The organism is Candidatus Methylacidiphilales bacterium, assembly GCA_033875315.1.
Lineage (GTDB): Bacteria > Verrucomicrobiota > Verrucomicrobiia > Methylacidiphilales > CAZTYG01 > JANRJG01.
Genome location: JANRJG010000040.1, coordinates 52,251 through 73,100, shown reverse-complemented (window position 1 = coordinate 73,100; position 20,850 = coordinate 52,251). Strand labels below are relative to the sequence as shown.

16 protein-coding genes and 1 tRNA gene are annotated in these 20,850 nt (G+C 56.9%); 3 read left to right on the top strand and 14 right to left on the bottom strand.

Features of this window, described 5'->3' with window-relative positions; all coding sequences use genetic code 11:
- Position 1: 1 nt before the first annotated feature.
- On the bottom strand, positions 2 to 394 hold the full coding sequence (locus SFU85_12620) for a RidA family protein (protein ID MDX6767620.1): 393 nt from the start codon (positions 392 to 394) through the stop codon (positions 2 to 4).
- A gap of 112 nt (positions 395 to 506) precedes the next feature.
- On the opposite strand from SFU85_12620, the gene SFU85_12615 reads away from it, so the two are divergent.
- On the top strand, positions 507 to 1,325 hold the full coding sequence (locus tag SFU85_12615; GenBank protein ID MDX6767619.1) for a TatD family hydrolase: 819 nt from the start codon (positions 507 to 509) through the stop codon (positions 1,323 to 1,325).
- 6 nt (positions 1,326 to 1,331) lie between these two features.
- Here the strand turns inward: SFU85_12615 and SFU85_12610 are convergent, their stop codons facing one another.
- Together SFU85_12610 and SFU85_12605 are read right to left on the bottom strand one after the other, a co-directional pair.
- Positions 1,332 to 2,768: a rhamnulokinase family protein gene (locus tag SFU85_12610; protein ID MDX6767618.1), complete on the bottom strand. Its 1,437-nt coding sequence runs from the start codon at positions 2,766 to 2,768 to the stop codon at positions 1,332 to 1,334.
- Between the two features lie 125 nt (positions 2,769 to 2,893).
- A complete protein-coding gene (locus SFU85_12605; protein ID MDX6767617.1) occupies positions 2,894 to 3,853 on the bottom strand; it encodes an adenosine kinase in 960 nt (319 codons plus the stop codon).
- Between the two features lie 155 nt (positions 3,854 to 4,008).
- On the opposite strand from SFU85_12605, the gene SFU85_12600 reads away from it, so the two are divergent.
- Positions 4,009 to 4,083 (top strand) — tRNA-Asn (locus SFU85_12600).
- Positions 4,084 to 4,246: 163 nt separating this feature from the next.
- Here SFU85_12600 and SFU85_12595 read toward each other — a convergent pair.
- The 3 genes from SFU85_12595 to SFU85_12585 all read right to left on the bottom strand — a co-directional run bounded on the left by SFU85_12595 (position 4,247) and on the right by SFU85_12585 (position 8,701).
- Positions 4,247 to 4,774 (bottom strand): hypothetical protein, encoded by a 528-nt coding sequence (locus tag SFU85_12595; GenBank protein ID MDX6767616.1) that lies wholly within the window; start codon positions 4,772 to 4,774, stop codon positions 4,247 to 4,249.
- Position 4,775: 1 nt separating this feature from the next.
- Entirely contained in the window at positions 4,776 to 7,166 is a 2,391-nt protein-coding gene (locus tag SFU85_12590; GenBank protein MDX6767615.1) for an MFS transporter, read from the bottom strand.
- Between the two features lie 122 nt (positions 7,167 to 7,288).
- A complete protein-coding gene (locus tag SFU85_12585; protein ID MDX6767614.1) occupies positions 7,289 to 8,701 on the bottom strand; it encodes a GH1 family beta-glucosidase in 1,413 nt (470 codons plus the stop codon).
- 727 nt (positions 8,702 to 9,428) lie between these two features.
- On the opposite strand from SFU85_12585, the gene SFU85_12580 reads away from it, so the two are divergent.
- Positions 9,429 to 10,082 carry a polysaccharide deacetylase family protein gene (locus SFU85_12580; protein MDX6767613.1) on the top strand — a complete coding sequence of 218 codons (654 nt, stop codon included), beginning with the start codon at positions 9,429 to 9,431 and terminating at the stop codon, positions 10,080 to 10,082.
- A 171-nt stretch (positions 10,083 to 10,253) separates the two neighbouring features.
- Here SFU85_12580 and SFU85_12575 read toward each other — a convergent pair whose 3' ends face one another.
- The 8 genes from SFU85_12575 to SFU85_12540 form a co-directional block, all read right to left on the bottom strand.
- Positions 10,254 to 11,735, bottom strand: a complete 1,482-nt coding sequence (locus SFU85_12575; protein ID MDX6767612.1) for a hypothetical protein — start codon at positions 11,733 to 11,735, stop codon at positions 10,254 to 10,256.
- Between the two features lie 89 nt (positions 11,736 to 11,824).
- On the bottom strand, positions 11,825 to 12,898 hold the full coding sequence (locus SFU85_12570) for an alginate lyase family protein (GenBank protein MDX6767611.1): 1,074 nt from the start codon (positions 12,896 to 12,898) through the stop codon (positions 11,825 to 11,827).
- A 62-nt stretch (positions 12,899 to 12,960) separates the two neighbouring features.
- The gene (locus SFU85_12565) at positions 12,961 to 14,046 is read right to left on the bottom strand and encodes a hypothetical protein (GenBank protein MDX6767610.1); all 1,086 of its coding nucleotides are present in this window, start codon (positions 14,044 to 14,046) and stop codon (positions 12,961 to 12,963) included.
- A complete protein-coding gene (locus SFU85_12560) occupies positions 14,043 to 15,398 on the bottom strand; it encodes an MFS transporter (GenBank protein ID MDX6767609.1) in 1,356 nt (451 codons plus the stop codon). The genes SFU85_12565 and SFU85_12560 overlap by 4 nt, the downstream gene beginning before the upstream one ends.
- 25 nt (positions 15,399 to 15,423) lie before the next feature.
- Positions 15,424 to 16,050 (bottom strand): hypothetical protein, encoded by a 627-nt coding sequence (locus SFU85_12555; protein MDX6767608.1) that lies wholly within the window; start codon positions 16,048 to 16,050, stop codon positions 15,424 to 15,426.
- A 178-nt stretch (positions 16,051 to 16,228) separates the two neighbouring features.
- On the bottom strand, positions 16,229 to 19,537 hold the full coding sequence (locus tag SFU85_12550; GenBank protein ID MDX6767607.1) for a hypothetical protein: 3,309 nt from the start codon (positions 19,535 to 19,537) through the stop codon (positions 16,229 to 16,231).
- Positions 19,534 to 20,304, bottom strand: a complete 771-nt coding sequence (locus tag SFU85_12545; GenBank protein ID MDX6767606.1) for a prepilin-type N-terminal cleavage/methylation domain-containing protein — start codon at positions 20,302 to 20,304, stop codon at positions 19,534 to 19,536. The genes SFU85_12550 and SFU85_12545 overlap by 4 nt, the downstream gene beginning before the upstream one ends.
- Positions 20,305 to 20,357: 53 nt before the next feature.
- Positions 20,358 to 20,813 carry a hypothetical protein gene (locus tag SFU85_12540; GenBank protein ID MDX6767605.1) on the bottom strand — a complete coding sequence of 152 codons (456 nt, stop codon included), beginning with the start codon at positions 20,811 to 20,813 and terminating at the stop codon, positions 20,358 to 20,360.
- Positions 20,814 to 20,850 lie beyond the last annotated feature (37 nt).

Sequence of the window (20,850 nt, the reverse complement as noted above, 5' to 3'; positions counted from 1 at the left end):
TTCAAGCGGCGTTGACGCGGGCCACGGCTTCAATCTCCACCAGCGCCCCCTTGGGCAGGGCGGACACTTGGATGGTCGAACGCGCCGGATGGGGCTCTCGGAAAAACTCGGCGTAGACCGTATTCATTTCGGCAAAGGCCGCCAGGTCGGTCAGGAAAACCGTCGTCTTGAGCACATCGTCGGGGGTGCACCCCGCGGCCAGCAGCACGGCCTTGAGATTCAGCAAGACCCGCCGGGTCTGCTCCGCCACCGTCTTCCCGGTGATTTCCCCGCTCGCGGGATCGAGCGGGATCTGTCCGGCCGTGAAGACCAGATCCCCACTGCGGATGGCCATCGAATAGGGCCCGACGGCTTGTGGCCCGCCAGCCGGCGATACACTGCGTTTGTGCGACATGTCCCGATGTAAGACAAACCCCGCACGAGTGCAAGCCCGGGGCTGCACGGAAAGATCTCCCTCGAATGCTCGGGCTTTGCAAGTGCCGCGGCTTGCGATTGACTGTCCCCGCATGATTCCGGTCATTGACACCCACACCCACCTCGATTTCTCCGACTTCGACCCCGACCGCGCTGCGGTCATCGAGCGGGCCCAGCAGGCCGGGGTGGCACGCATGCTCCTCATCGCCACCCGTCCGGCCACGCTCGAACGGGTCACCGGGCTCTGCGCCCAATACCCTGTGCTCGTCCCGGTCCTGGGCTACCATCCGGGCAACGTCGACGAGGTCACCCCGGGCGACTTGGACCGCCTCCGCGATGTCTGCCGGAGCCATCCGGTGGCGGCCCTCGGAGAATGCGGCCTGGATTACCACCGTCCGCCAGAGAACCTCCCAGGCGAAGATGCCACTGCTCATGGCCAACGATTGGAAGATTGGAAGATCCGCCAAAAAGAACTCTTCCGAAGCCAGTTGGATCTGGCGGTGGAATTGGGTTTGAACGTGGTCGTCCACCAACGCGACAGTTGGGACGACTGCCTGGCAATCCTGCGCGGCTACACCGGGCGGCTGCGCGCGGTCTTTCATTGCTTCGGTGGTACACTGGAGCAGGCCCGCACCCTACGTGATCTCGGACATCTCGTGTCCTTCACCGGGATCGTCACTTTCAAGAACGCCGCCGCCGCCCAGGCCGCGGCGGCCGGTGTGGATGAGGCGGGCTTCATGGTGGAAACCGACTGCCCCTACCTCGCCCCCGTCCCCCACCGAGGCAAACGCTGCGAACCCGCCTTCACCCGCGAGGTCGTGCAACATATCGCCCGCCTGCGCGGCGTCGGCGAGGACGACATCGCCCGCATCACCAACCGCGTGGCGGCGGACTTTTTCCGCCTGCCCTGACCCGCGTCAGCGCGGGGTAAAAACCCGGAACTCCGACGAATCTCTGACCACTTGGCGCATGTTCTCACCGGCCTTGACCAGTCCGAGTCCGTGGAGTTGCACCAGCATGTTGCCCATCGCGGTGGCTTCCTCCGGGCCGGCCAGCACTTCCCGGCCGGTTGCCTGTGCGGTCAATTCACACAGAAGGGCACTCCGGCTTCCTCCGCCCACCAGGCTGATCTGCCGGTAGCTTTGGGCGTTGATTTTTTCGAAAGACAGCAGGGTCTTGCGGTAGGCCTGGGCCAGTCCCTCCAGCGCGGCCCGGACGATCTCGCCGTCGGTCTGCGGTATCCTAACTCCTCTTTCCGCATACCAGGACTGGATGCGTCCGGACATGGTGTCGTCGGGGGTGCAGATCGGGGCGAAGCGCGCATCGTCGGCATCCAGAGCCAACTCCGGCGACGCCGCCTCACGCGCCAACTGGGTCAGGGTGGTGTAATCGTATTCGCGTCCGGCTTCGGCAAAGGCCCGGCGGCAGTTCTGCACCAACCAAAGCCCGCTGATGTTCTTCAGAGGACGGAACTTCCCGTCCCAGGCCACTTCATTGCTGATCTGGGCTTTATCCGCATCGTCCCCGGTCAGCGGCTTGTCCGAGACCACGCCCATCAACGACCACGTGCCGGAGCTGATGAAACAAGCCTCGCGAAAATCCGCCGGAACCGCCGCCACCGCGCTGGCGGTGTCGTGGCTTCCCGGGAGGATGATCTTGGGCCGGTCCTTGCCCCTGTAGCCGAGTTTTGCCGCCAACTCCGGCTTCAATTGCCCGGTCACGGTCCCCGAGGCCACCGGTGTGCCCAACAAGTGGACGGGCAGGCCGAGATCGTTCAGGAGTTCGGTATCCCAAGCCCGTGCCCCGGGCAGGGCCATTCCAGTGGTGCTGGCCATGGTCCATTCGTTGGCCGGTGCCCCACCCAGCCGGAAATGCAGATAATCGGGTGTGGTCAGCAGATGCCGGGCCCGCTTCAGGTCACCCGCATGGTCGCGAACTTCCGCCACCAACTGGAAGAGGGTGTTGAAAAACATCGGACGGATGCCCGTGCGACGGAACAACGACCCCACCTTTTTCTCCACCTGATCCGGAATCCCATCGGTGCGCGGATCGCGGTAGCAATAGGGATCGCGCAAGGGCTGGCCCGCTTCATCGACCAGAACGTAGTCCACGCCCCAGGTGTCAATACCGATCGAAGCCACCTCCGGGAAGCGGGCGAAGGCCTGGGCCAGTCCCTCATGGATCGAGGCCTCGATCCGGCCCATGTCCCAATACCAATGACCGTTCCGGGTGTAATTCACCGTCGGAAAGCGATGGATTTCCTGCAACTCCAGTCGCTGTTGGTGGAAAATTCCGGCAATGACCCGGCCGCTCTCGGCGCCAAGGTCGACGGCAATGACATGGGTGGGGTTCATCAAAGTTTTAAGGTTTAAGTTTTAAGGTTTAAGCTGAAAAATACAGAAGCAAACGGAGACATGGAGATCAGACACTTAAAACTTAATTCTTAAAACTTAAAACTCCCGGCACGAGTCGTGCCGGGTTAGAAGTGCTTCTTGATCTCCAGCCAGCGGTCTTCCGGAATGGCCGCGCCCAGCACCTGCACAATCTCGGCCCCGAGGATCGAACCAAAACGCCCGCACTGGGCGAAATCATGGCCCCGCAGCCAGCCCGTGAGAAAACCCGCCGCCCACAGGTCGCCCGCCCCGGTGGTGTCCACCGGGTGGTCCACCCAAAGCGGCGCCACATCGTGAACCGTGCCGGCCGTGGCCACATGGGCGCCTTTTTTCCCCACCTTCACTGCCGCCACCGGGCAGATCTGGGCAAAACGGGCCGCCAATTCACGGAAATCCCCCGACGATCCATGATAAGCCGCCGCCTCGTCCTCGTTGGCGAAAACGATGTCGACATACTTTTCCAGCAAACCGGGAAGGATGTCCTTGGCCGCCCCCACCACCTCGAAGGACGCCAGATCCAGGCTGACCGTGCAGCCCGCCGTCTTGGCCAGTTCCAGCACCCGGAGCATCAGGTCGCGGTTGAACAAGACATATCCTTCAATATGTACATGGCGCACCCCCGCGAAATCCGAAGGCTGGACTTCATCCGGAGAAAGCGTGGCCGCCGCCCCCAGATCCGTGCGCATGGTGCGTTGGGAATCGGGGGTGACCAGGGAAAGACAGCGTCCGTTGCGACCGGTGCCCCGCTTGAAACGCGCATCCGATCCGCCCAGGGAAAGAAATTGTTCGGTGTAGCGCGTGGCCGTCTCGTCATCGCCCAACTTGCCCAGCAGGGCCACCCGCACCCCCAACCGGGCCATGGCCCCGACGGTGTTGGAAGCCGAGCCCCCCGGGACTTGGGTCACCCCGCCGGGCAGGGTCTGGATCCAGCGGTCCATGGTGGCCGCATCCATCATCTCCATCCCTCCCTTGGCCCCTCCGACGGAGGCCAGGACGGCATCGTCCACCCGGGCCAGAACGTCCATGATCGGCGAACCGATTCCCATCACATCTAAGGCATAATCAGACACGGCGATGTTTGTAACAGTTCATTCTCCGCTGGCAACTGACTTCCCCTTTGGCCCTCTGACCCATGAAATACGGCGCAAGAAATAGGATTGCCAGCGGGGCCGTGTTTTGGTCTTATCTTAACTCCATCTGATCCGGAGTAGCTCAGTGGTAGAGCGATCGGCTGTTAACCGATTGGTCGTAGGTTCGAGCCCTACCTCCGGAGCCAATTTTCTGCCGTTGCGTTTCAACGGCTTGCATCGGCCCCGACAGTCGGGGATGCCCCACAGATTCCGGAACTGACACCACCGGGTGACCCGAATCCCGAAAACTGGACATCTGCAGCTCTTTTCGCGTTTTCGGGGTTTGGGTCAGATGCACCAAGAATGCCCTCAATTGGTGTCTACTTCTTTGGAAGCATATCGGAAAAGAACGGCTCCAGAGCACAGACCGATCAGCCCAGCCGCCAGAAAAACCCCAGGAACGAACCATGTCCCCAAAACTGTCAAAAAAGCAATGTCTTGTGGGTTGAATCGATTGTATCTCACCAACAACGCTGAGGGCAAACCATCCTCGTCTCGCAAAGGATACAGAGACTGGAGTTGGCTTCCGACCGGCAGCCGAACCTGAACCTCCTCCCCCGTGTCCGTGATCAGATTAAAGTCATTCCAAAATGTCCAGCTCCGGTCGGTGGTCTCCTCACGTTTCAAAACGACACTGTCATTAATCAAGATATCCCGAGAACCGGGACGGGACTTGACTACCCGGACTGCTTCTACCGTTCCCGTAGTGCCGAAGCATATGAGCCTGAACACGGGCATGAGATCCCATAAACCAATCAGAAACAGCGATAGACCCAGGATACAGAATGCCATTTTCTTATTCGCATGGCCGGGTATGTGAGACGGGCGGCTCTTCATTTTAGTCCGTATTTTTCTCTGCTTCCAGCAAACCCAATTTGCGTATCTCCCCTCGCCGCTCCATTTTTACAAAGTAGAACGAAATCCACAAACCGATGAAACCAAGCATGAACATCATCAAATAACCGGCCATGTAATCGTACTTCATGGGCTGATAAGAGCTAAGCAACACGGGTTTGGGCACAGTCAATCTCTGACCTGCCGCCTGAGAGACACATTTCTCCAAAAAAGCAACGCCTTCAGAGGTCAAGCTGTTGCCGCTACCCAGTGATGCGTTCTGAACAGCCCCGGGCACCACCAAGACACGCATAGCGTGAAAGGGACCCTCAACATCCGTGACCCTGACAAAGGGAAGGTTCTCCGGATCTCTCAAATTCCGGCCGAGTGCCTGGAGCCGTCGGTCTATGGGGGGCGCCTTGTTGAAGAATCCCATCAAACCGTTGACGATGCTTGTGATCGGGGACGCATGTATTTCCAATGGTTCCTCAATCGTTTGCACTTCAAGTGAAAATGCCGATGTCGCCGATGTGCGGATCACTTCAGGCTGCGGAGGCAGCACCCCTTTCTGCCTGACCGCCATTCTGCGGGAAACTAGGGCCGCCCAGGTCTCATTCGTGGTCTCATTATCCTGAACAGCTAGAATAATCTGATAGTTTTTTCCATCAAAGGCCAGGCGTAGATCGATCAATGCCGGATTTGCCGTCCGAAGGTCATTTAATAGCGCTTCCGTTTTCTGACCCGATGGACGTTCCAAGACTGCCAGTGTGATGAGACGGACCGGAACCTGTGAGCAATTTCGCACAGCACCATTTTCGTTTATCAACCGTAACGATAGTGCCTTTCGGATTTGTTTTTCAAAATCGGCCGAACGTAAGGCCAGTTCGCTGTTGATTTCACCGATTCGTGCCTCAATGGCCGCAATGCGGCCGTCTTGTCTAGGGTTGGCCAACGTACGTAATTGAGCACCCTCACGCATCAGATTTTCCCTCTCACTGGCCAATGCTTCACTGCCCGGATTGCTAACTCTGATTTCCCAGCACCGCGCCGGCTCTTCCAAGGGTCCGGAGGCACGCCAAGAGGCGGCGTGAATGGAGCCGGGAGAAACTGGCTGATCCTGCCCCGGCAGGGTCCACGTCACCCTATGCAGAAGTTCGTTTATATCCGCCTTGGATGCGGGCTGCTCCAGGACCACCCGGACTGCCTCACCCGCGGGAGGCTGGAAGGCCAAACTGTATCCCCAGACAAAAAGGCCCACAGTATTTGTCGTAATAATTGTCGTAATCCGCGTAACCATGGCGGAGCCGGCGAAAAAGGTCCCCATCTTGTCACGCACAACATACTCATAGGCCAGGGGCACATAAATCAGCCCAGTGAGAATGCCTATGATGGACAGGACTTCGCCAAATGCGATTGATTCGATTACCGTTGCCCGTTTGTCCGGAAGAATGAATTCAATATAGACGTAAAATAAAATCTTCACCAGCAGCGCGAGACCGATGAGGACTTGGTAGGCGCGCAGACGATTAAGCCGGTCCGCGATCAAGCCAAGAAAACCGATGATGAAAACATTGATAAGGCCGCCCACCACCACATTGTTTCCCATGTCCTGTTTGCTGAAGCCGAACAACTCGACCGAAACAAGCGTCCCAAGCGGGCCAAGCCCGGAATTCAGCAGGGCCTGTCCGAAAACCAAGATATAAACCGGCCAAAGGTCGCGGTCAAAAAGACCTTTGAGCAAGTTGCCCAAAGTTAATCTCCCGGACCCCGAAGTTTCAGAGGGCTTGTTTTCTTTGATGGCGAGAACGATCAACAGAGCAACCATGGCCAACAAAAGCGCGCCCGACCAATAGACAGCGTGCTCGCCATCAATCTGGAATCCGGCCATGAAGCGCACGTCGTCAAAACGACCGAGTGCGACAAAGAAAAATAGCATGTTGGTGATATTCGCGAACCACTCAAAAGTAGCACCTGCACGGCCTCTCTGATGGGGGGGCACAACTTCTTGGCGCAATGGCTCATAAACACTTCCGAGTTCCTTGAACAGATTGTAGGCAATATATGCGGCAACCAGCGTCCAAAAGTTGGGCATGAGAGGCAGAAGAAAACAGCTCAGCGCCATCCCCCCCCAGGAGGCAACCAAGAAAGGTTTGCGTCGGCCAAAGCGGGTCCAAATATGATCCGAGACATATCCAACTACCGGTCCAATCACCAAAGCCAGGAAGCTCGGCAGACTGATAATCAGATTCAGAAGTGCCGGGTTGTCGGCATACTTCTTCAACGAAAAGACAAACGAAATTCCAAGTGCGGAATCGGCGAACCGCAGGGCGCAAACCGGCAAAGCGATAATGAGAAACCAACTGTAGGGTACCGATTTTTTGCCCGTGATGATCATAATGTATCTCCGGGCCTAAACCACCCTGAACGATAAACCAACCGGATAGTATTCCGGGGCACCAGTGCGTCGAGTGCGAGTCGGCGCCATCCAGCTTAAAGCGTTAATGCATCGCGAATGAGCTAATGATTAATCGCCGCACCGTTCGACTCAATGACCTTGCGATACCATCTACCCGAGTCCTTGATGGTGCGTTTCATCGAGGTGAAATCGACGTGAACAAGCCCGAATCGTTGTTTGTAGCCTTCGGCCCATTCAAAGTTATCCATCAATGACCAATGGAAATAGCCCCGAACATCGACGCCCTCTCCAATCGCCCGGGATAGCTCGCGCAGATGCCTCTGGATGAAATCAATTCTCTGCGGATCATGAACTTTTCCATCCAATGAGATCCAATCATGGCAGGAAATCCCATTTTCTGTAATCACAACAGGCAAGCCGTAACGCTCATACAGGAATCGCGGGCCCCAATACAGGCATTCCTCCGCGACCTTCCAATGGAAGAGGGATTGGGGGTGTCCGGCCGGATAGTCTACCTTGATCTGCCCTCCTCCCGCAGAAGAACGGCAGATTTCTGCGTTGTAGATGTTGGCCCCATAGAAATCCAGCTTCTGCGAGATGACTTCCATGTCCCCGTTTCCAATCCTTGGACCATGACCTTCAAAAAGTTTCAGGCCATCTTCCGGGTAACGCCCGAAAACAACAGGATCACCCCACCAAGCATTATTCCAGAATTCACTCCATGAGGCCATTTGGGTAGCAAACATGGCCTTTCGGGCAGCTTCGACATTCTCGGCAGAGTGAGTTTCGGGAATGATCACACATCCCACAGGCGCCCATCCAATATGCAAAGGTTGACAGGCTCCTGCCCTCATGGCCTGCACAGCCCTTCCGTGGGCCAACAGCACATGGTGCCCAACCTGCAAAGCCGCACCCAGACTCAAACGATCCCCCGGGGCATGAGTCGCCGGCACCCGGTGTCCCAGGCCCGCGAAGCATTGGGGTTCGTTCAGGGTGACCCAATGGGATATTCGATCCGAAAATCGACCTATTAGAAGGGAGGCGTAATCGGCAAACCATTGCGGGCTGTCTGGATTCAACCACCCTCCCCTTGTGTAAAGGGCCTGTGGGTAATCCCAATGAAACACCGTCGCCCACGGTTCAATGCCCTTTTCTAAAAGGGCATCAATGAGCCGTTCATAGAAATCCAGACCCGCGGCATTCATCTTTCCTGTCCCATCCGGCAATACTCGTGTCCAAGAAAACGAGAATCGGTAGGCTCTCAATCCTAATTCACGCATCAAATCGACATCTTCCCGATAACGCAGGTAGTGATCACAGGCCGAACTTCCGTGCTGCCCCTCCCAAATGCTGCCTTTTGTGGAGCAAAACACATCCCACACCGAGGTCCCCTTCCCATCAGCCGAAGAAGCTCCCTCAATTTGATATGCAGATGTGGCGGCACCCCAAGTGAATTTATCGGGGAACCATCCAGTTTTTCCATCTGTCATATTCATATTGAAAGGAATCTCCATCGGCAGGCCTACACAGCTACTGAACGTCGTAACGAAACGTCAATGAATGTGCCATGCCACGCCCCATGAATGTGCCGACTGAAACCTGATCAAAAACCAGGACAACATGAATAGCGCCTCTTTCTTGGCCATTTCCATCTTTATAAACGCGTTAAGACGTTTGCCGGCAGCAGTTGCGCAAGGAAAACAAGGGCATCTTAACGAATTAACTTAGGCGACCCTTGTGACGACACATGAAAGGGAGATGCTGGGCCCGCAAATGGAGGGCCATTGTTTGAATGACCATGATCCACCCAATCACATTTCCGCATTATGGCGTTTAGAAACGGAATTCTCTGGCAAGACAACTCCGTTTTTCAGCACAGCCCACCTGCTCATTCGTTTGAGGCCGCGCTTCCGGTGGTTGCCCTTGGCGTTTTCATGGGTCCGTCGGGCCAAGGGATGGTGACAGCGGAGGACGATGACAGGGCAGGTGACTTCTCATTCCAAGAACAGGGGCTGTCGTTCGATCGGTATGTATTCAGTCCTCTTTGTGGGGAAAACCACTTGATTTCCAACCTCCTAGAGGTCGCCCGCGCTTTCGGTACTTCCATTAACGAGATTTCGGAGAATCCGGGAAAGCGCATTTCCCCTCGACCTGACCCGACGGAAAGACGATTCTTGTCCAAAAGCGTTGCACCGAACCAAGGCGGGATTAGCGGAATCCCTCACAGAAGGAAATACAACTATGAAAGTGGTCCAATGTTGGGATGACGGAGTCGACGACGACGTCCGCCTCATTGAAATCCTGCGTAAACACGGGGCAAAGGCTTCCTTCAACCTGAATGCGGCACAACACACTGCGAAACGCACCAGTGGCTGGAAATACAAAGACATCAAACCGGTTTGGAAACTCTCGGCAGGGGAGCTGGTCGAGGTCTACCGGGGATTTACCATCGCAAATCATACGGCAACCCACCCGTTTCTCACCCGCATTCCTCTAGCACAAGCGGAGCGTGAAATCCGCCAGGGAAAAGACAGGTTGGAACAGATTTTTGGAACCGAGGTGCCGGGCTTTGCCTACCCGTTCGGCGACGCAAACCCAGATGTCGAGGAACTGGTTCGATCCGCCGGTCATGTTTATGCACGCACCACCGGACGCACTCAAAGTGTCTTTCCCTGCGCCAATGCCATGGCGTTGCATCCCTCCTGCCATTTTTTGGACCCGGATTTCTGGGAGCTTTTTGATGCGGTGAAAGGCAAGGATGGTGTCTTTTACTTCTGGGGCCACAGTTACGAGATGATCGAAGATTCCGAGTGGGAAAACTTCGATGCCAAGATCGCCCGAATCACCGCCGATCCCGCCGTGACCTGGACAGACCTTCCTGAGTTGTTCCGCTGAGCCGTGTCTCCTCCAACCGAGGCCGATTCAGCATGCCAAAGTAGGCTGGGGCAACTCCCGGGAGGCTTCCTGCAAACGAGAGGCGACGTCGCAGCCCCACCCATCGGGAAAGGCCATCATCAGAGCACTGGCCCAAATTCATGAGGATACGTCACGCGGTGGGCCATTGTGTCAGGATTGGAACTCGATCAAGGCCACGCCCGGAGCGGAAAATTCAAAACTCATCTCTGATCCGATCTGATCGTATCCATGGAACGGTTTAAGCCGGTTTGCGGCACGCAACTCCTCGAGCAGCTCCCGCTTCAAGTACGGGGGACTGCCGGATGCCCGCCAAGTGTGAAGGATGTTGTTTTCATCTTCCGTCAAACGTGTGACCGATTGCACCGCGCTTCCTTCCGGCAAACGCACGCGCAACTTCAGGGACTCTGCGCAGGGAGGATGGCTGCCCGAGGCGTCGTAGGCATAAAAAAGCACCGCGCCACCCTCCTTGGACTCCGTGGCCAGCGCTTGGTGAAGCGAATCCAAATGCTCACCCTCCACCGCGACCCGCCGCTCACCCAGGCGACACAACAATTGAAAGGCATGGTAGGCGGGCTTCCGCAGTCCTTGCAAATTGAGCATGCCGTAATTCCCATGGAAGGCACGGCTTCCATAGCCCACTTGGTCGTATATGTCGCTCAGACACCAATAGGCAAAATAGTCCCCCAGCTGGGAAACTTCCGCCATGGTTTTGACGATGAAGGCCGCCTCATTAGCACTTTCCCGGACAGGCTCGCAGGGAAACCAGGAACGACCCCACTCGTTCCAATGCACCTCACCCCGATAACCTATTTCGTCGAGGAATTTGCGCGTCCCGCGGATGACTCCGGCGGCAAAATGCGGCGACTGAGAAACCCGGTCCTCCTGGGGACCATCGAACGGGGAAAGCGGCTGGCTGTCACTGTCGTTGTTGTAGACGTGCCCGATGATGTATTCGGGTTCGATGTTGCGGGAGCGACAGAAGCTCATGAATTCAGGCATCCATTCGGCACGGGCCGTCGAGGGACCACCCACCTTGAACGAGGCGTCCACCTCCTTGATCGCCGCCTGGGTGTTTTCATAGAGGTCGAAGAAATCGCGCTGGTCCCCTTCAAAAAATCCGTTGCGCAGATTGGGTTCGTTCCAAACTTCGAAATAAAGTCCACGCACCACCCCGATCCCAAAATGGTCGACGAGATGCCGCACCAGATGGCCCACAAGCTTGCGCCACTCCTTCATGTCCGTGGGCAGGCTGATGCGGGAGCGTGTTTCAAAAACGGTGCGGGTTCCGGAGGCCAGCACCCCCGGCATGAAAGCTGTCGTGATCATGGGAAAGATTCCCCTCTCCAACAACCGTTCGATGATCATGGTATTGATCTGCCAGTTGGGCCGCTCATGCAGGCGCTGTTCCGGCCATACCCCGGGATCCTTCGTCAACACGCGCATTTCATCATCCAGCATCCCAACGGCGCGGACGTGGCGCGCGCCAATTTCTGCGTGCGCCATCGCCAATTGCTCCTGCATGTCCGCGCGCACCATCCACCGGAACTGGTCCACATTGACCATTCCTTCCCAAGTGTGACGGAGCGGGCTGCATGGACCGCCCCACTGCGGCTTGATCGTGATCGTTTTCAATATAAGGATTCCAAAGAACGAACGATCATCCAATAGCACTCCACAGGGAGTCGAGATGGATACTCCACCCAGAAACTTAATACGTTAACTCAGCGGAAGCCCGGGCGTACGGGGTTACCCCGGTCGCAAGCAGTGGTGATGAGACAGGCCCAATCGGGCATCTCCATCTTGTGGATGGTACGAAGTTCCGGTAGTCGCATTCGCAGCTCTTCATCAAACCGCGCCGCCATCTCCAACAAAGGCAGGGCATCACGTCCATTGTAGTATCTGCCAGGCCGGTAGGCTTCCAACCCCGCCGCCGCACGCGCGTGGTCCAATCCCACTTTGGAATGAACCCATTCCTGTCGTTGTTTTTCTCCAAGGACATAGGGGATGAGGTAATGGACCGATTTTCTCACCGATGAACCGCGCGCCGAAACCGAATGATAAAGCCGCCCTGCATCCGGACCCAGGGAATGCAACAATTCGATCACACTCAAGAGACCACTTAAATGGTAGGTCAGGCTATCCCGCATTTGCAGATCATAGCTCCCGCCGTCTTCAAACAAACTCTTGTCGACAAACGCCGTAAATCCCCTCCGGCAATCCTGCCACCAGACGTCGTTACCACTCCAGGCCGCGCACAGGGCCAGAAGCCTGAGTCGTTTCGCAAAGCGGTTCCCGCGGTCCGGAGCCCCGCCCAAACCTTCCGCGTGCAACCTGCCGATGTCATGAATCCACGTGTCGATGCGGGCCAGATCATCCCGGGAGAACGAACTGCGGAAAGTCAGGGCCGCCACCAAAAGTGGGGCCAGCTTGTTTTCATTGACGTCGTTCCCTGTGGGAACGTACGTGGCCGACCAGGCGCGGACATGATCCATCACCGTCCGCGCCGCCGCCTCGTCCCCGGTCGCCTGCCAGAGCAGCAAGAGCGCAGCGACATGGTCCAGGGTCCGCAAATTCTCGACATCCGCGCGGCGACCGGGGTCGGTATCGACCAGCCCTTCATACCGGATCACCCGCAGGGGGTTTGGCTTGGAAGCGATCCAAGGGGCCGTTTCAAAACGGAGAGCCTGAAGCTGGCGGGCAGCCTCTCGGTCTTGGGCCACCAGAGCGCGCAAACGTTCGTATTGCCTCCGCTCCAAAGGCAACACCGAGCGCAGGGCAAATTCACCGGGCTCCATGCCACGTAGCGGCCAAGCAGCACACATTCCCACTGCTGCACTCAGAACGTATTTAAAGAAACTCATCCTCCCTCTCTTTTCCCAGCCGCTGTGGGATCAACATATGTTCCGAGATGGCGGCTCGGGAAAAAAAGAAGCGAGGCATGAACCAATCCGGCAATCAGGAAACAGACCCCGACAAAGGCCACCACGGCCGGGCCTCCCCACTGGCCGAAAAGTCCTTCGCAAACCCGGCTGAACCAATCCAAGAATCGACCCTCCAGCGGACCAACATGTGCGAGCAGCACACTATCCTCCGGTTTCTTGGGATCAAAATACACATCCGCCGGTCCGAACAATTGGAGGGCCAGCGTAGGACCACCATATCGTCCGATATGCGATATCTGCGTGATTATGCGCCCCCCGGCGCTGTATTGAAAAACCGGACGAAACTCCGTGGACCGTGGCTCGGCGTAGAGATAAAAATCTCTTTTTGTCGTTTGGACATCGTAACCTTCCTTTACGTATCGGTAGTCCTTCATCAATTCGCCCCGACTTGCGTCCAAGGCTGCCAGGTCTGATCGATCGAAGCGTGCACTGATTTGGATCCACCCCAAACCCGAGGTCATGGCTGGCCCCTTGGGGACCAATCCACCATGGTCCACATCAAACCCTTCTGGCAGATCGGCCAGACCGAACCACCCTTCCACCCGGTCCGTTCGGCCGATAGCCACAATCCGATCCGGATCTCCGCTTCTGCGGCCCTCACGCTTCAAGATACCCCGCAATACAGATGCATCGCCTTTGGAAGCCTGAGTGACCATCTGTTGCCAATCGGGCTTCATTTGCTGCAAACCAGCCATTTCACCAGTCCGATCCGGTGAAGAAGAGACAGTCCCTGATAGATCGACCCATCCTTCGATGGCTTGGTCATCCTTGAAACGGGCGAATACCCTTCTGCCATCGGGAGTTTGCATGGTGATATCGGTTACGGTCGATCGCATGAGGTCGGTTCCCGTAGAGCGGACCAACAACATCGCCACCACCCGGGCTTCTGTATGTTCCCCGAAGAAAACAAGACGCAACTCGCGTCCGCACCAGATCAAGGCCAGCACGACGAGAAGCAATCCCAAACCCGGCACCAAGACAACTTTGAAAAAGCTTTTCATGGAATCTTCACATCCCGTTCTGAATACCCTTCCAATCCCACGGGCTGGATCCGCCCTAAACGCACCAAGTGGGCAAAATAAAGAAGGAAACCAAAGCTGGCCGCATCCAACAGCAACAAAAACAACGTGCCGCTGAAGTAATCGTACTGGCCTTGGGGCAGGAACCACTGCGAATAAAGGGCCACCCAGAGTCCGACTCCGTTGAGCGTGACCAACCGGGTGATGCTGCGGACAAAGTTAAGGCCCGCTTGGGCCGTGCCCATCCTACCCCGCGGAATGTACTCGAAGATCAACGGTTGCAGGGCAATGGTTGTAGTGACCCCACATATTGACATCAGTTGTCCGAAGAAAATCATGTGGCCTATCGTGGGGCGATGATCAGGTAGCACGTACTGGACGAAGAAATAATAGGCCAGTCGCACCAAGAAGAAACACACCACTCCGATCATCACCAAACGAAGTTTGGGGAATCGGTCCACGATCAGGCCGATGAACGGAATCACCACCACCATGTTGATGATCCCACCAAAAAGGATATTTGTACCCATCTCTTGTTTTGAGTATCCCCACTGCTCGGTGACCAGGAGATCCCCCAGCGAGCCCAGACCAGTCCCCATCAAGATCGTCGAAAAGGCCAGCAAGTATACGGGCCACAGGGAACGCTCGGCAAACAACTCACGCAACGCCCCCACCAGGCGGCCTGAATGCTGGTCCGCCTCCCTTGCAACATCCAACGGAGGACGCTCCCGGATGAATAACATGGAAAAAACCACGCAGAAGCACGCACAACATGCGGCAAACCAGTAAATCAATTGCTCGCCGTCCAATTTGAACGAACCCAGATGGATGGCATCGTCAAACCGGCCACTGATGATGACCAGAAAAAGCATGTTTCCAATATTGCCAAACCAACCGGAAATCGCCGAGGCGCGTCCACGCTGTTCCGGGGGAATGATTTCCATCTGCAGCGTCTGGAAAGTCGAACCAACATCGCAGAAGATCAACCATAGCACGACTAGAATCCCGACCGGGACGGCATGGCCCGCGAGCGGGAGCAGGAACATCACCACTGCCATGACGGACCAAGCCGTGAGGACGAAAGGCAGGCGCCGTCCATAGCGTGTCCAGATGCGGTCGCTGTAATACAAGCAGGGAGCGGCCACCAGCACATTGAACAACACATCCAGGCTGCTGATTCCGTTGATCAAAACCGGTGACTCGATGAACTTCCGCATGGTGAAGGTCATGCTTCCCGAGGCGGCCATGACAAAGAGATGGGCCTGTCCGACAAAAGCGAGCAGTACCACCCAACGCCACGGAATCCTCTTATGTTGGGTTTCCAGGATCATCATGGACGGATTCAATTGTCCTCTGAACTCAGGGTTTGGAGGTTTTTTTGGTTTCGACTTCTCGGACTGCTTTTTTGAACGCTTCTGTCGTCGGACTCAGGGCAGAAGCGGACTTGTCCAGTGTGTAATCATAGACAAAGTCCTTGTTCCGGTATTGCACGGGCAGAAGGGTTTTGGCATCAAGCCACAACACATGTTGTTGGGCTGGAGCTTCTGTTTGTTCCGCCAAGGCCCGGGTGGCGGCCTCGGAAAGCCCCTTGGATTGGGCCGTCAGCCCTGTCGCATCAGCGGATGAACATTCGAACACGTATATTTTTTTGCCCTGGATATTTTCCGTCCGCACGTAATCCGCACGTCGTAATGCGGGGATTTCCGGAAAATCCCCTTTGCTGAGATCGGGCGCGGATCGGTCGCCCGCATGGACTTCCACGATCCTGATGTCGCTCGGGAAACGCAGGGAACCCTGGAAAATGAGATAGCCCCCCCTGACGTAGAATTCTGAAACCTTGCCCCCTTCCCAGCGGGCCTGCATCGCGAGTTGACCGTTCTCCCGTGCATATACGGCGCTCACGGGATCGGGTTGCCACTTGAGCCGGTTCTGGTTCGTCCGCTCCTCCTCAGGCAGCGGACGCAGGCGTTGGGCTTGGTAGGTCATGGCGCACCCTTCCGGAATCCTCAAGACCAACGGATCCGGAATATCGGAAGGTGCTTTTTCTTTTTCCTGCCCGGAACATGTCATGGCGAGCAAAGTGAACAGGCAAAAAAGCACATCCACACAACCCCCACGCCTTCCACTGAAAAAACGTTCCACTTGCATCACGATTCCTTTCTCTTCATTCGGATACCATTTCCATCTGCCGATCCACCACCTTGCCGGTATAGCGGTCAACGGCGACATGGAGCCAATAACGGCGTTCCCCTTCGACCATAAAATCTTTCAGCGTGGCTCCAGGGCGGTTGGCTGGATATCGCCCCGCCTGGGCCACGACATCGATCAGCAGGTTCCACGTGCGGGTCTGGCCGGACTCAGCCAGCGCCCGGATGACCGCCTCCTTTTGGGTTTTGATTTTGTTGGCGTCCGAGGTGGCGCTGAATAGGGCGTTGTTGCCAAAGCGCGTGACCAGTTCGGATTTGTTCAGCAGCGGTCCCTGTCCAGCTCCCGATCCCCTGGTTAAGGCTGTCAAGGCGTCGGCAAAGGATTGGGCTTCGGAATTGTTGATCTGACTTCCGGCAAGGTTGGTTTCCTGCCGGGCCGCACCCAATATCATGGCCTTCAACACTTCCGGATTCCGGGTGTTGAGATTGACCTTGCCTGCGACCAAGCCAGTGGAGCCATCCGCATCATTCATACAGAAGAAGTCGAGCAAGGCGGCATCGGCGCTTTTGTCATTGGAGAAATCCAGGGAGCGCCAGGGCATGTCCCGGAAGGTGTAACCCATTTCCGCGACGGACCGGAACGGGCGGTTGAGTTGAACCGGGCGGTATTTGCTCCCGTTTTGCATAGGGAGCGTATTGCTTGCATCGGAGGAATACCATCCATCCCCGGGCCGGACCACCCCGTCAGGGTCCGGGTAGTTGGGATCATTGGAGTTAGTGCGTGCGCCGCTATTGTCCGCAAGCCGGTAGGTCCGCCCTTTGTTCATCCACCAGGCATTGGTGTGATTGTCCGCCGCAATAAACTGCGGCTGCCAGAATGTCTCCAATCGATTGGATGCATCCCAAAAGGCCGTCTTGCTGATGAAATTGGCGAAACCATCACTATTCAGATCGGGTTTTTGAATGCCAAAACGGAACGTTCTGGGGTCAGAAATCAAGGTGGTGCCGATGCGTCGGTTGCTGGCCCGTGCCCGGTTGTCCGTCGCGGTGAAACTTTCCCAGAGTCCCCCATTGGCCCCATAGCCGAAACGCTGGACTTCCTTCCATTGCCCGGAATAGTTGGCCTCCAACGCGTAACGTGGACCCTGCCGCGTCCCTTGGTTGCCCGGCAGGGAATAAATGACATTGTTCACTTCCTCGCCGGAGCTGATGAAAATCGAGCCCGCCCAGAATCCGGCGTAATTCAGGCCGTCTCCCGTGTAGAAATTTTCCACTTGGTTGGAATCGCTGGACAGGGTTGCTCCGGAAGACTTCAGCCCTCCCAAGAGGATGGGATTGGCCGCGACAGATGACCAATCGGCATAATCCATTTGCAGATAGGAACTGGTGCCACCGGGAACTGACCCCGACTTGTATGTCGTTCCTGGATTTAAAATGGCTTCTGAATAAACCGTGCCAGAGACACGCCGCAAACGGAACTGGGTCGGGCCGTTATAGGTTGAGGTGGTTTGTAAAGGATTCCAGAAGGTGGGTTCCCACCAAACACTGAGGACATTCCGGCTGGGATCCCCGTCAACATTTCCGCTCGAAGCCAAGGGCCGGTAGGCCGTCAGGCTCATGCGGTAGAGGTAGGGCAAGTTTTCCGAACCATAAAATTCAAAATTACTGAAAAACACCCGGATGGGGAAGCTGTCGGCATCCGATTGATCGATGATGTTCATTCCGATTTGCAGGATATGCCGGTCGCGCAGCACTGCGGTGGTCACCGCCCCGGAATTGTAACTGCGGTTAGTGGCATTGAATGGGTCCCAATCGCTGACCGAAAGCGCATACCCATTGCTGTCAGGTTGCGGGTAGGAAGGAACAACCAGGCCGGTGGAACCTTCCAAGATGGCCGCCTTGAGCAATTCGAAGTAGTTCGGCTCGCGCTGTTCGTCGGCCACCTGGTTCAAGGTCTTGATGCTGCTTTGCGGGGTCGAACCCGCCGCGCCCACGTAGTCCCAGCGCAGGTTCGATGCGTTCCACTTTAACCCAAAGCAGGCCTGTATGGCCGCATCGCTGATCCCGGCGGCCGGGCCGTTGGTTCCCAACCAGGCCAGGCGGGCCAGTGGAAAACGTCGCTGCACCAATGACTCTCCAGGATTGACGGTATAACTGAAGGAAGTTCCATCTGATTTGTAACCGGTGATGGTTTTGTTGGCCGGCGTGGCGGAGGGAAAGCGGACATTGGCCACCGCACGGTTCACCGCTGCGGTAGAATTTGCCTGGGCCGCATAATCGATGGTGGATCCGGTGGGAGTTGCCGGGACCCAACTGGGGGCGTTCCATTCTCGGCTGAAGGTCCCAAGGTAGGGGAGGGCCTGCGTGCCGACGACCGAGGGATTGTCCCTGGCATAACGCAACAGGTCCTGGCGGCCGAGGAGCCGCTGGTTGCCAGCGGCCGGAATGAGGAACGAATTCAGGCCGGAAAACAAATAACTGGTGTTGACCCTGGTAACCGGGTCCCGCCAATTGACGAAGGCCGACGGGTCACCCAAGCCCGGAATGGCCGCCAAGGCAGCTTGGTGGATCAATCCTCGACGGCTGTTTTCCGAGGCAGTCAGACCGTTGCCCGCCTGGTTGATATCGAGAAGACCCCCTTGATCAAAGATCAGGTAGGAAAAACGTCCAATGACGTAGTTGGCATTCCCCACAGTATCGTCCCCCAAGACCGCCAAGCCAGGCAGTGCAGTGGTCGTGTCACGGAAAGGTCCCTGCCGTGTGATCAAGACCCAGTCAGGAGCGACGAATGCGGGGGGGACCGTTTCCCCGAGAAGGTAGCTTTTGTTCCAGCGTTTTTTGCTGATGTATTGTCCGTTGGAGGCTGGGTCGGTCTCGCTGTTCACGGCCACGGCACGGATGGGTGCGGTGGGGGTGGCGTTGAAGGTGCTTTCATTCCAGAAAGCCGTGGCGGAAACACTCCTTTTGATCAAGTTGGGCAGGGTATCCGACGTCCCCGTCCGGATGGGCATGGCAGCCTTGTTGTTGATCGGCTTGTAAATCCAGATTCCTGAGGCGGCATCCTGGTAAGTCGTGCCGGCGTCTGAGCCGGCCCGGATTTCTTCCCGCAGGTCCCCCAGAATCAGATCCATGGCGCTGCGAGAAAGAAAATCCGCGCGCGCCTGGCCCGCACTGCCGAAGGAAATCCGTCGTCCAATGAGGGTTTTACTCAAATAGGCCACGATCAACACACTCAAGAGGGCCACGGCGGCGAGGGTGAAGAGCAGGGCGATCCCGTCCCTGCCGCGGCAAAATCTTGTCCAACCCGATGGCTGTCTGGCATTCATGGATTGAGAACAATGCTGCGTTGAAAGATCCGGACGGAAGCGGTGGCGTTTTTCGCCGCCAAGGCGAGAAATCCCGCGGTTCCCACCTGGTCGGTCCAGGCCTTGAGAGGAAACTGGCCGTCCACAGCGTCCGTCAGTGCGGCGACAAGGGAATTCCACTGGGCCGGAGTGACCAGCTTGGCACTTTCCGGATCCATCGCCGCCACGGTCACAATCATGGCGCCCACTTGGGCGAAGTTCGGTCCGGGTGAAGCCACCAGCGACCCATCCGCCTTCATGACAAAGGCGTACTCGACCCGGAACACGCTCTCGCCGAGAATACCGAAGTCATTGGCCCCAACTGTTTCCACAGAGGAGACATTGAGGGGTTTGCTGCCGCCAGTGGCTTCCCAATCCGTTCCCGTCAAGCCCCTCTCGAGTCGTAAGCGTGAAGTGGCGGCATCGGTTTGGACCCGGTAATTGACAAACGAAACCCGTCGACGTCCGGAGTAAGCCGGCACTTCGGCATAAAATGAAAGCCCGTCATTTCCCGGCAGTTTGTCAACTTGGTAAAGACTGCGCGGGTCGCGGCTCATCTGGAGCAGATCAAGGGTGAAGCGATCAAGGGCGACACGGGCCTGGTTGACGGCGTCCATGCGTCGGTTGCTCTCCCGGATGGCACTGCCGGTCAGTGCGGTCACCTGGGCGATGATCATGCCAAGGACAACAAAAACAACGACCGCCACCATCAGCTCGATCAGGGTAAAGCCAAGCGCGCGTTTTCTCATCCCGCTCTTCCGAAAGTTGTGGATGCGGGGACCAGAAGGGATGGAGGCTGTTTTCAACGTAGGAAGGTGGCGTAGGTTTCCACCCGGTTGCGTTGGGCCTCCGGAGCGGAGGCAGGCCACGCCACCTCGACCAAGCAGCCCACCGGCTCACGTGCATCGGCTGAAGAAACGGGATACTGGGTAATCTTCAGGGCGTATCTGGAGCCCGCCTGGGCGGAGAGCATTTCATTTTCGGAAATAAAATACTGACGTGTTAACAAAGACGTTCCTGCGGCAGCGGGCAAATCCGGCAGGGCAAAACGCTTACTGGGTCCGCCGAGCGGCGAGAATCTCAAATCATCGATAACGGCACCGACCAAATTGACCGCCCGTGTTTCCTCATTGCTCGCCTTTTCAGACTGCATACCGACCGGCAACAAACCGACCAGGGTGATGAGACAAAATGCGGCGATACCGAGGGCTAGGGCCACTTCGACCAGCGTGAAAGCCGATGGCTTGCGTTCCAGCATAAATCGAATCCGCATTTTTACCTGAACGTAATCCGAC

Bases quoted from the DNA above. Each gene is read 5' to 3' on its own strand.
- SFU85_12595 (MDX6767616.1), bottom strand. From the start codon at position 4,774: ATGAAGAGCCGCCCGTCTCACATACCCGGCCATGCGAATAAGAAAATG.
- SFU85_12620 (MDX6767620.1), bottom strand. From the start codon at position 394: ATGTCGCACAAACGCAGTGTATCGCCGGCTGGCGGGCCACAAGCCGTC.
- SFU85_12615 (MDX6767619.1), top strand. From the start codon at position 507: ATGATTCCGGTCATTGACACCCACACCCACCTCGATTTCTCCGACTTC.
- SFU85_12550 (MDX6767607.1), bottom strand. From the start codon at position 19,537: ATGAATGCCAGACAGCCATCGGGTTGGACAAGATTTTGCCGCGGCAGG.
- SFU85_12555 (MDX6767608.1), bottom strand. From the start codon at position 16,050: ATGACCTACCAAGCCCAACGCCTGCGTCCGCTGCCTGAGGAGGAGCGG.
- SFU85_12560 (MDX6767609.1), bottom strand. From the start codon at position 15,398: ATGATGATCCTGGAAACCCAACATAAGAGGATTCCGTGGCGTTGGGTG.
- SFU85_12580 (MDX6767613.1), top strand. From the start codon at position 9,429: ATGAAAGTGGTCCAATGTTGGGATGACGGAGTCGACGACGACGTCCGC.
- SFU85_12585 (MDX6767614.1), bottom strand. From the start codon at position 8,701: ATGGAGATTCCTTTCAATATGAATATGACAGATGGAAAAACTGGATGG.
- SFU85_12610 (MDX6767618.1), bottom strand. From the start codon at position 2,768: ATGAACCCCACCCATGTCATTGCCGTCGACCTTGGCGCCGAGAGCGGC.
- SFU85_12570 (MDX6767611.1), bottom strand. From the start codon at position 12,898: ATGGAGCCCGGTGAATTTGCCCTGCGCTCGGTGTTGCCTTTGGAGCGG.
- SFU85_12590 (MDX6767615.1), bottom strand. From the start codon at position 7,166: ATGATCATCACGGGCAAAAAATCGGTACCCTACAGTTGGTTTCTCATT.
- SFU85_12605 (MDX6767617.1), bottom strand. From the start codon at position 3,853: ATGGGAATCGGTTCGCCGATCATGGACGTTCTGGCCCGGGTGGACGAT.
- SFU85_12545 (MDX6767606.1), bottom strand. From the start codon at position 20,304: ATGAGAAAACGCGCGCTTGGCTTTACCCTGATCGAGCTGATGGTGGCG.
- SFU85_12540 (MDX6767605.1), bottom strand. From the start codon at position 20,813: ATGCTGGAACGCAAGCCATCGGCTTTCACGCTGGTCGAAGTGGCCCTA.
- SFU85_12565 (MDX6767610.1), bottom strand. From the start codon at position 14,046: ATGAAAAGCTTTTTCAAAGTTGTCTTGGTGCCGGGTTTGGGATTGCTT.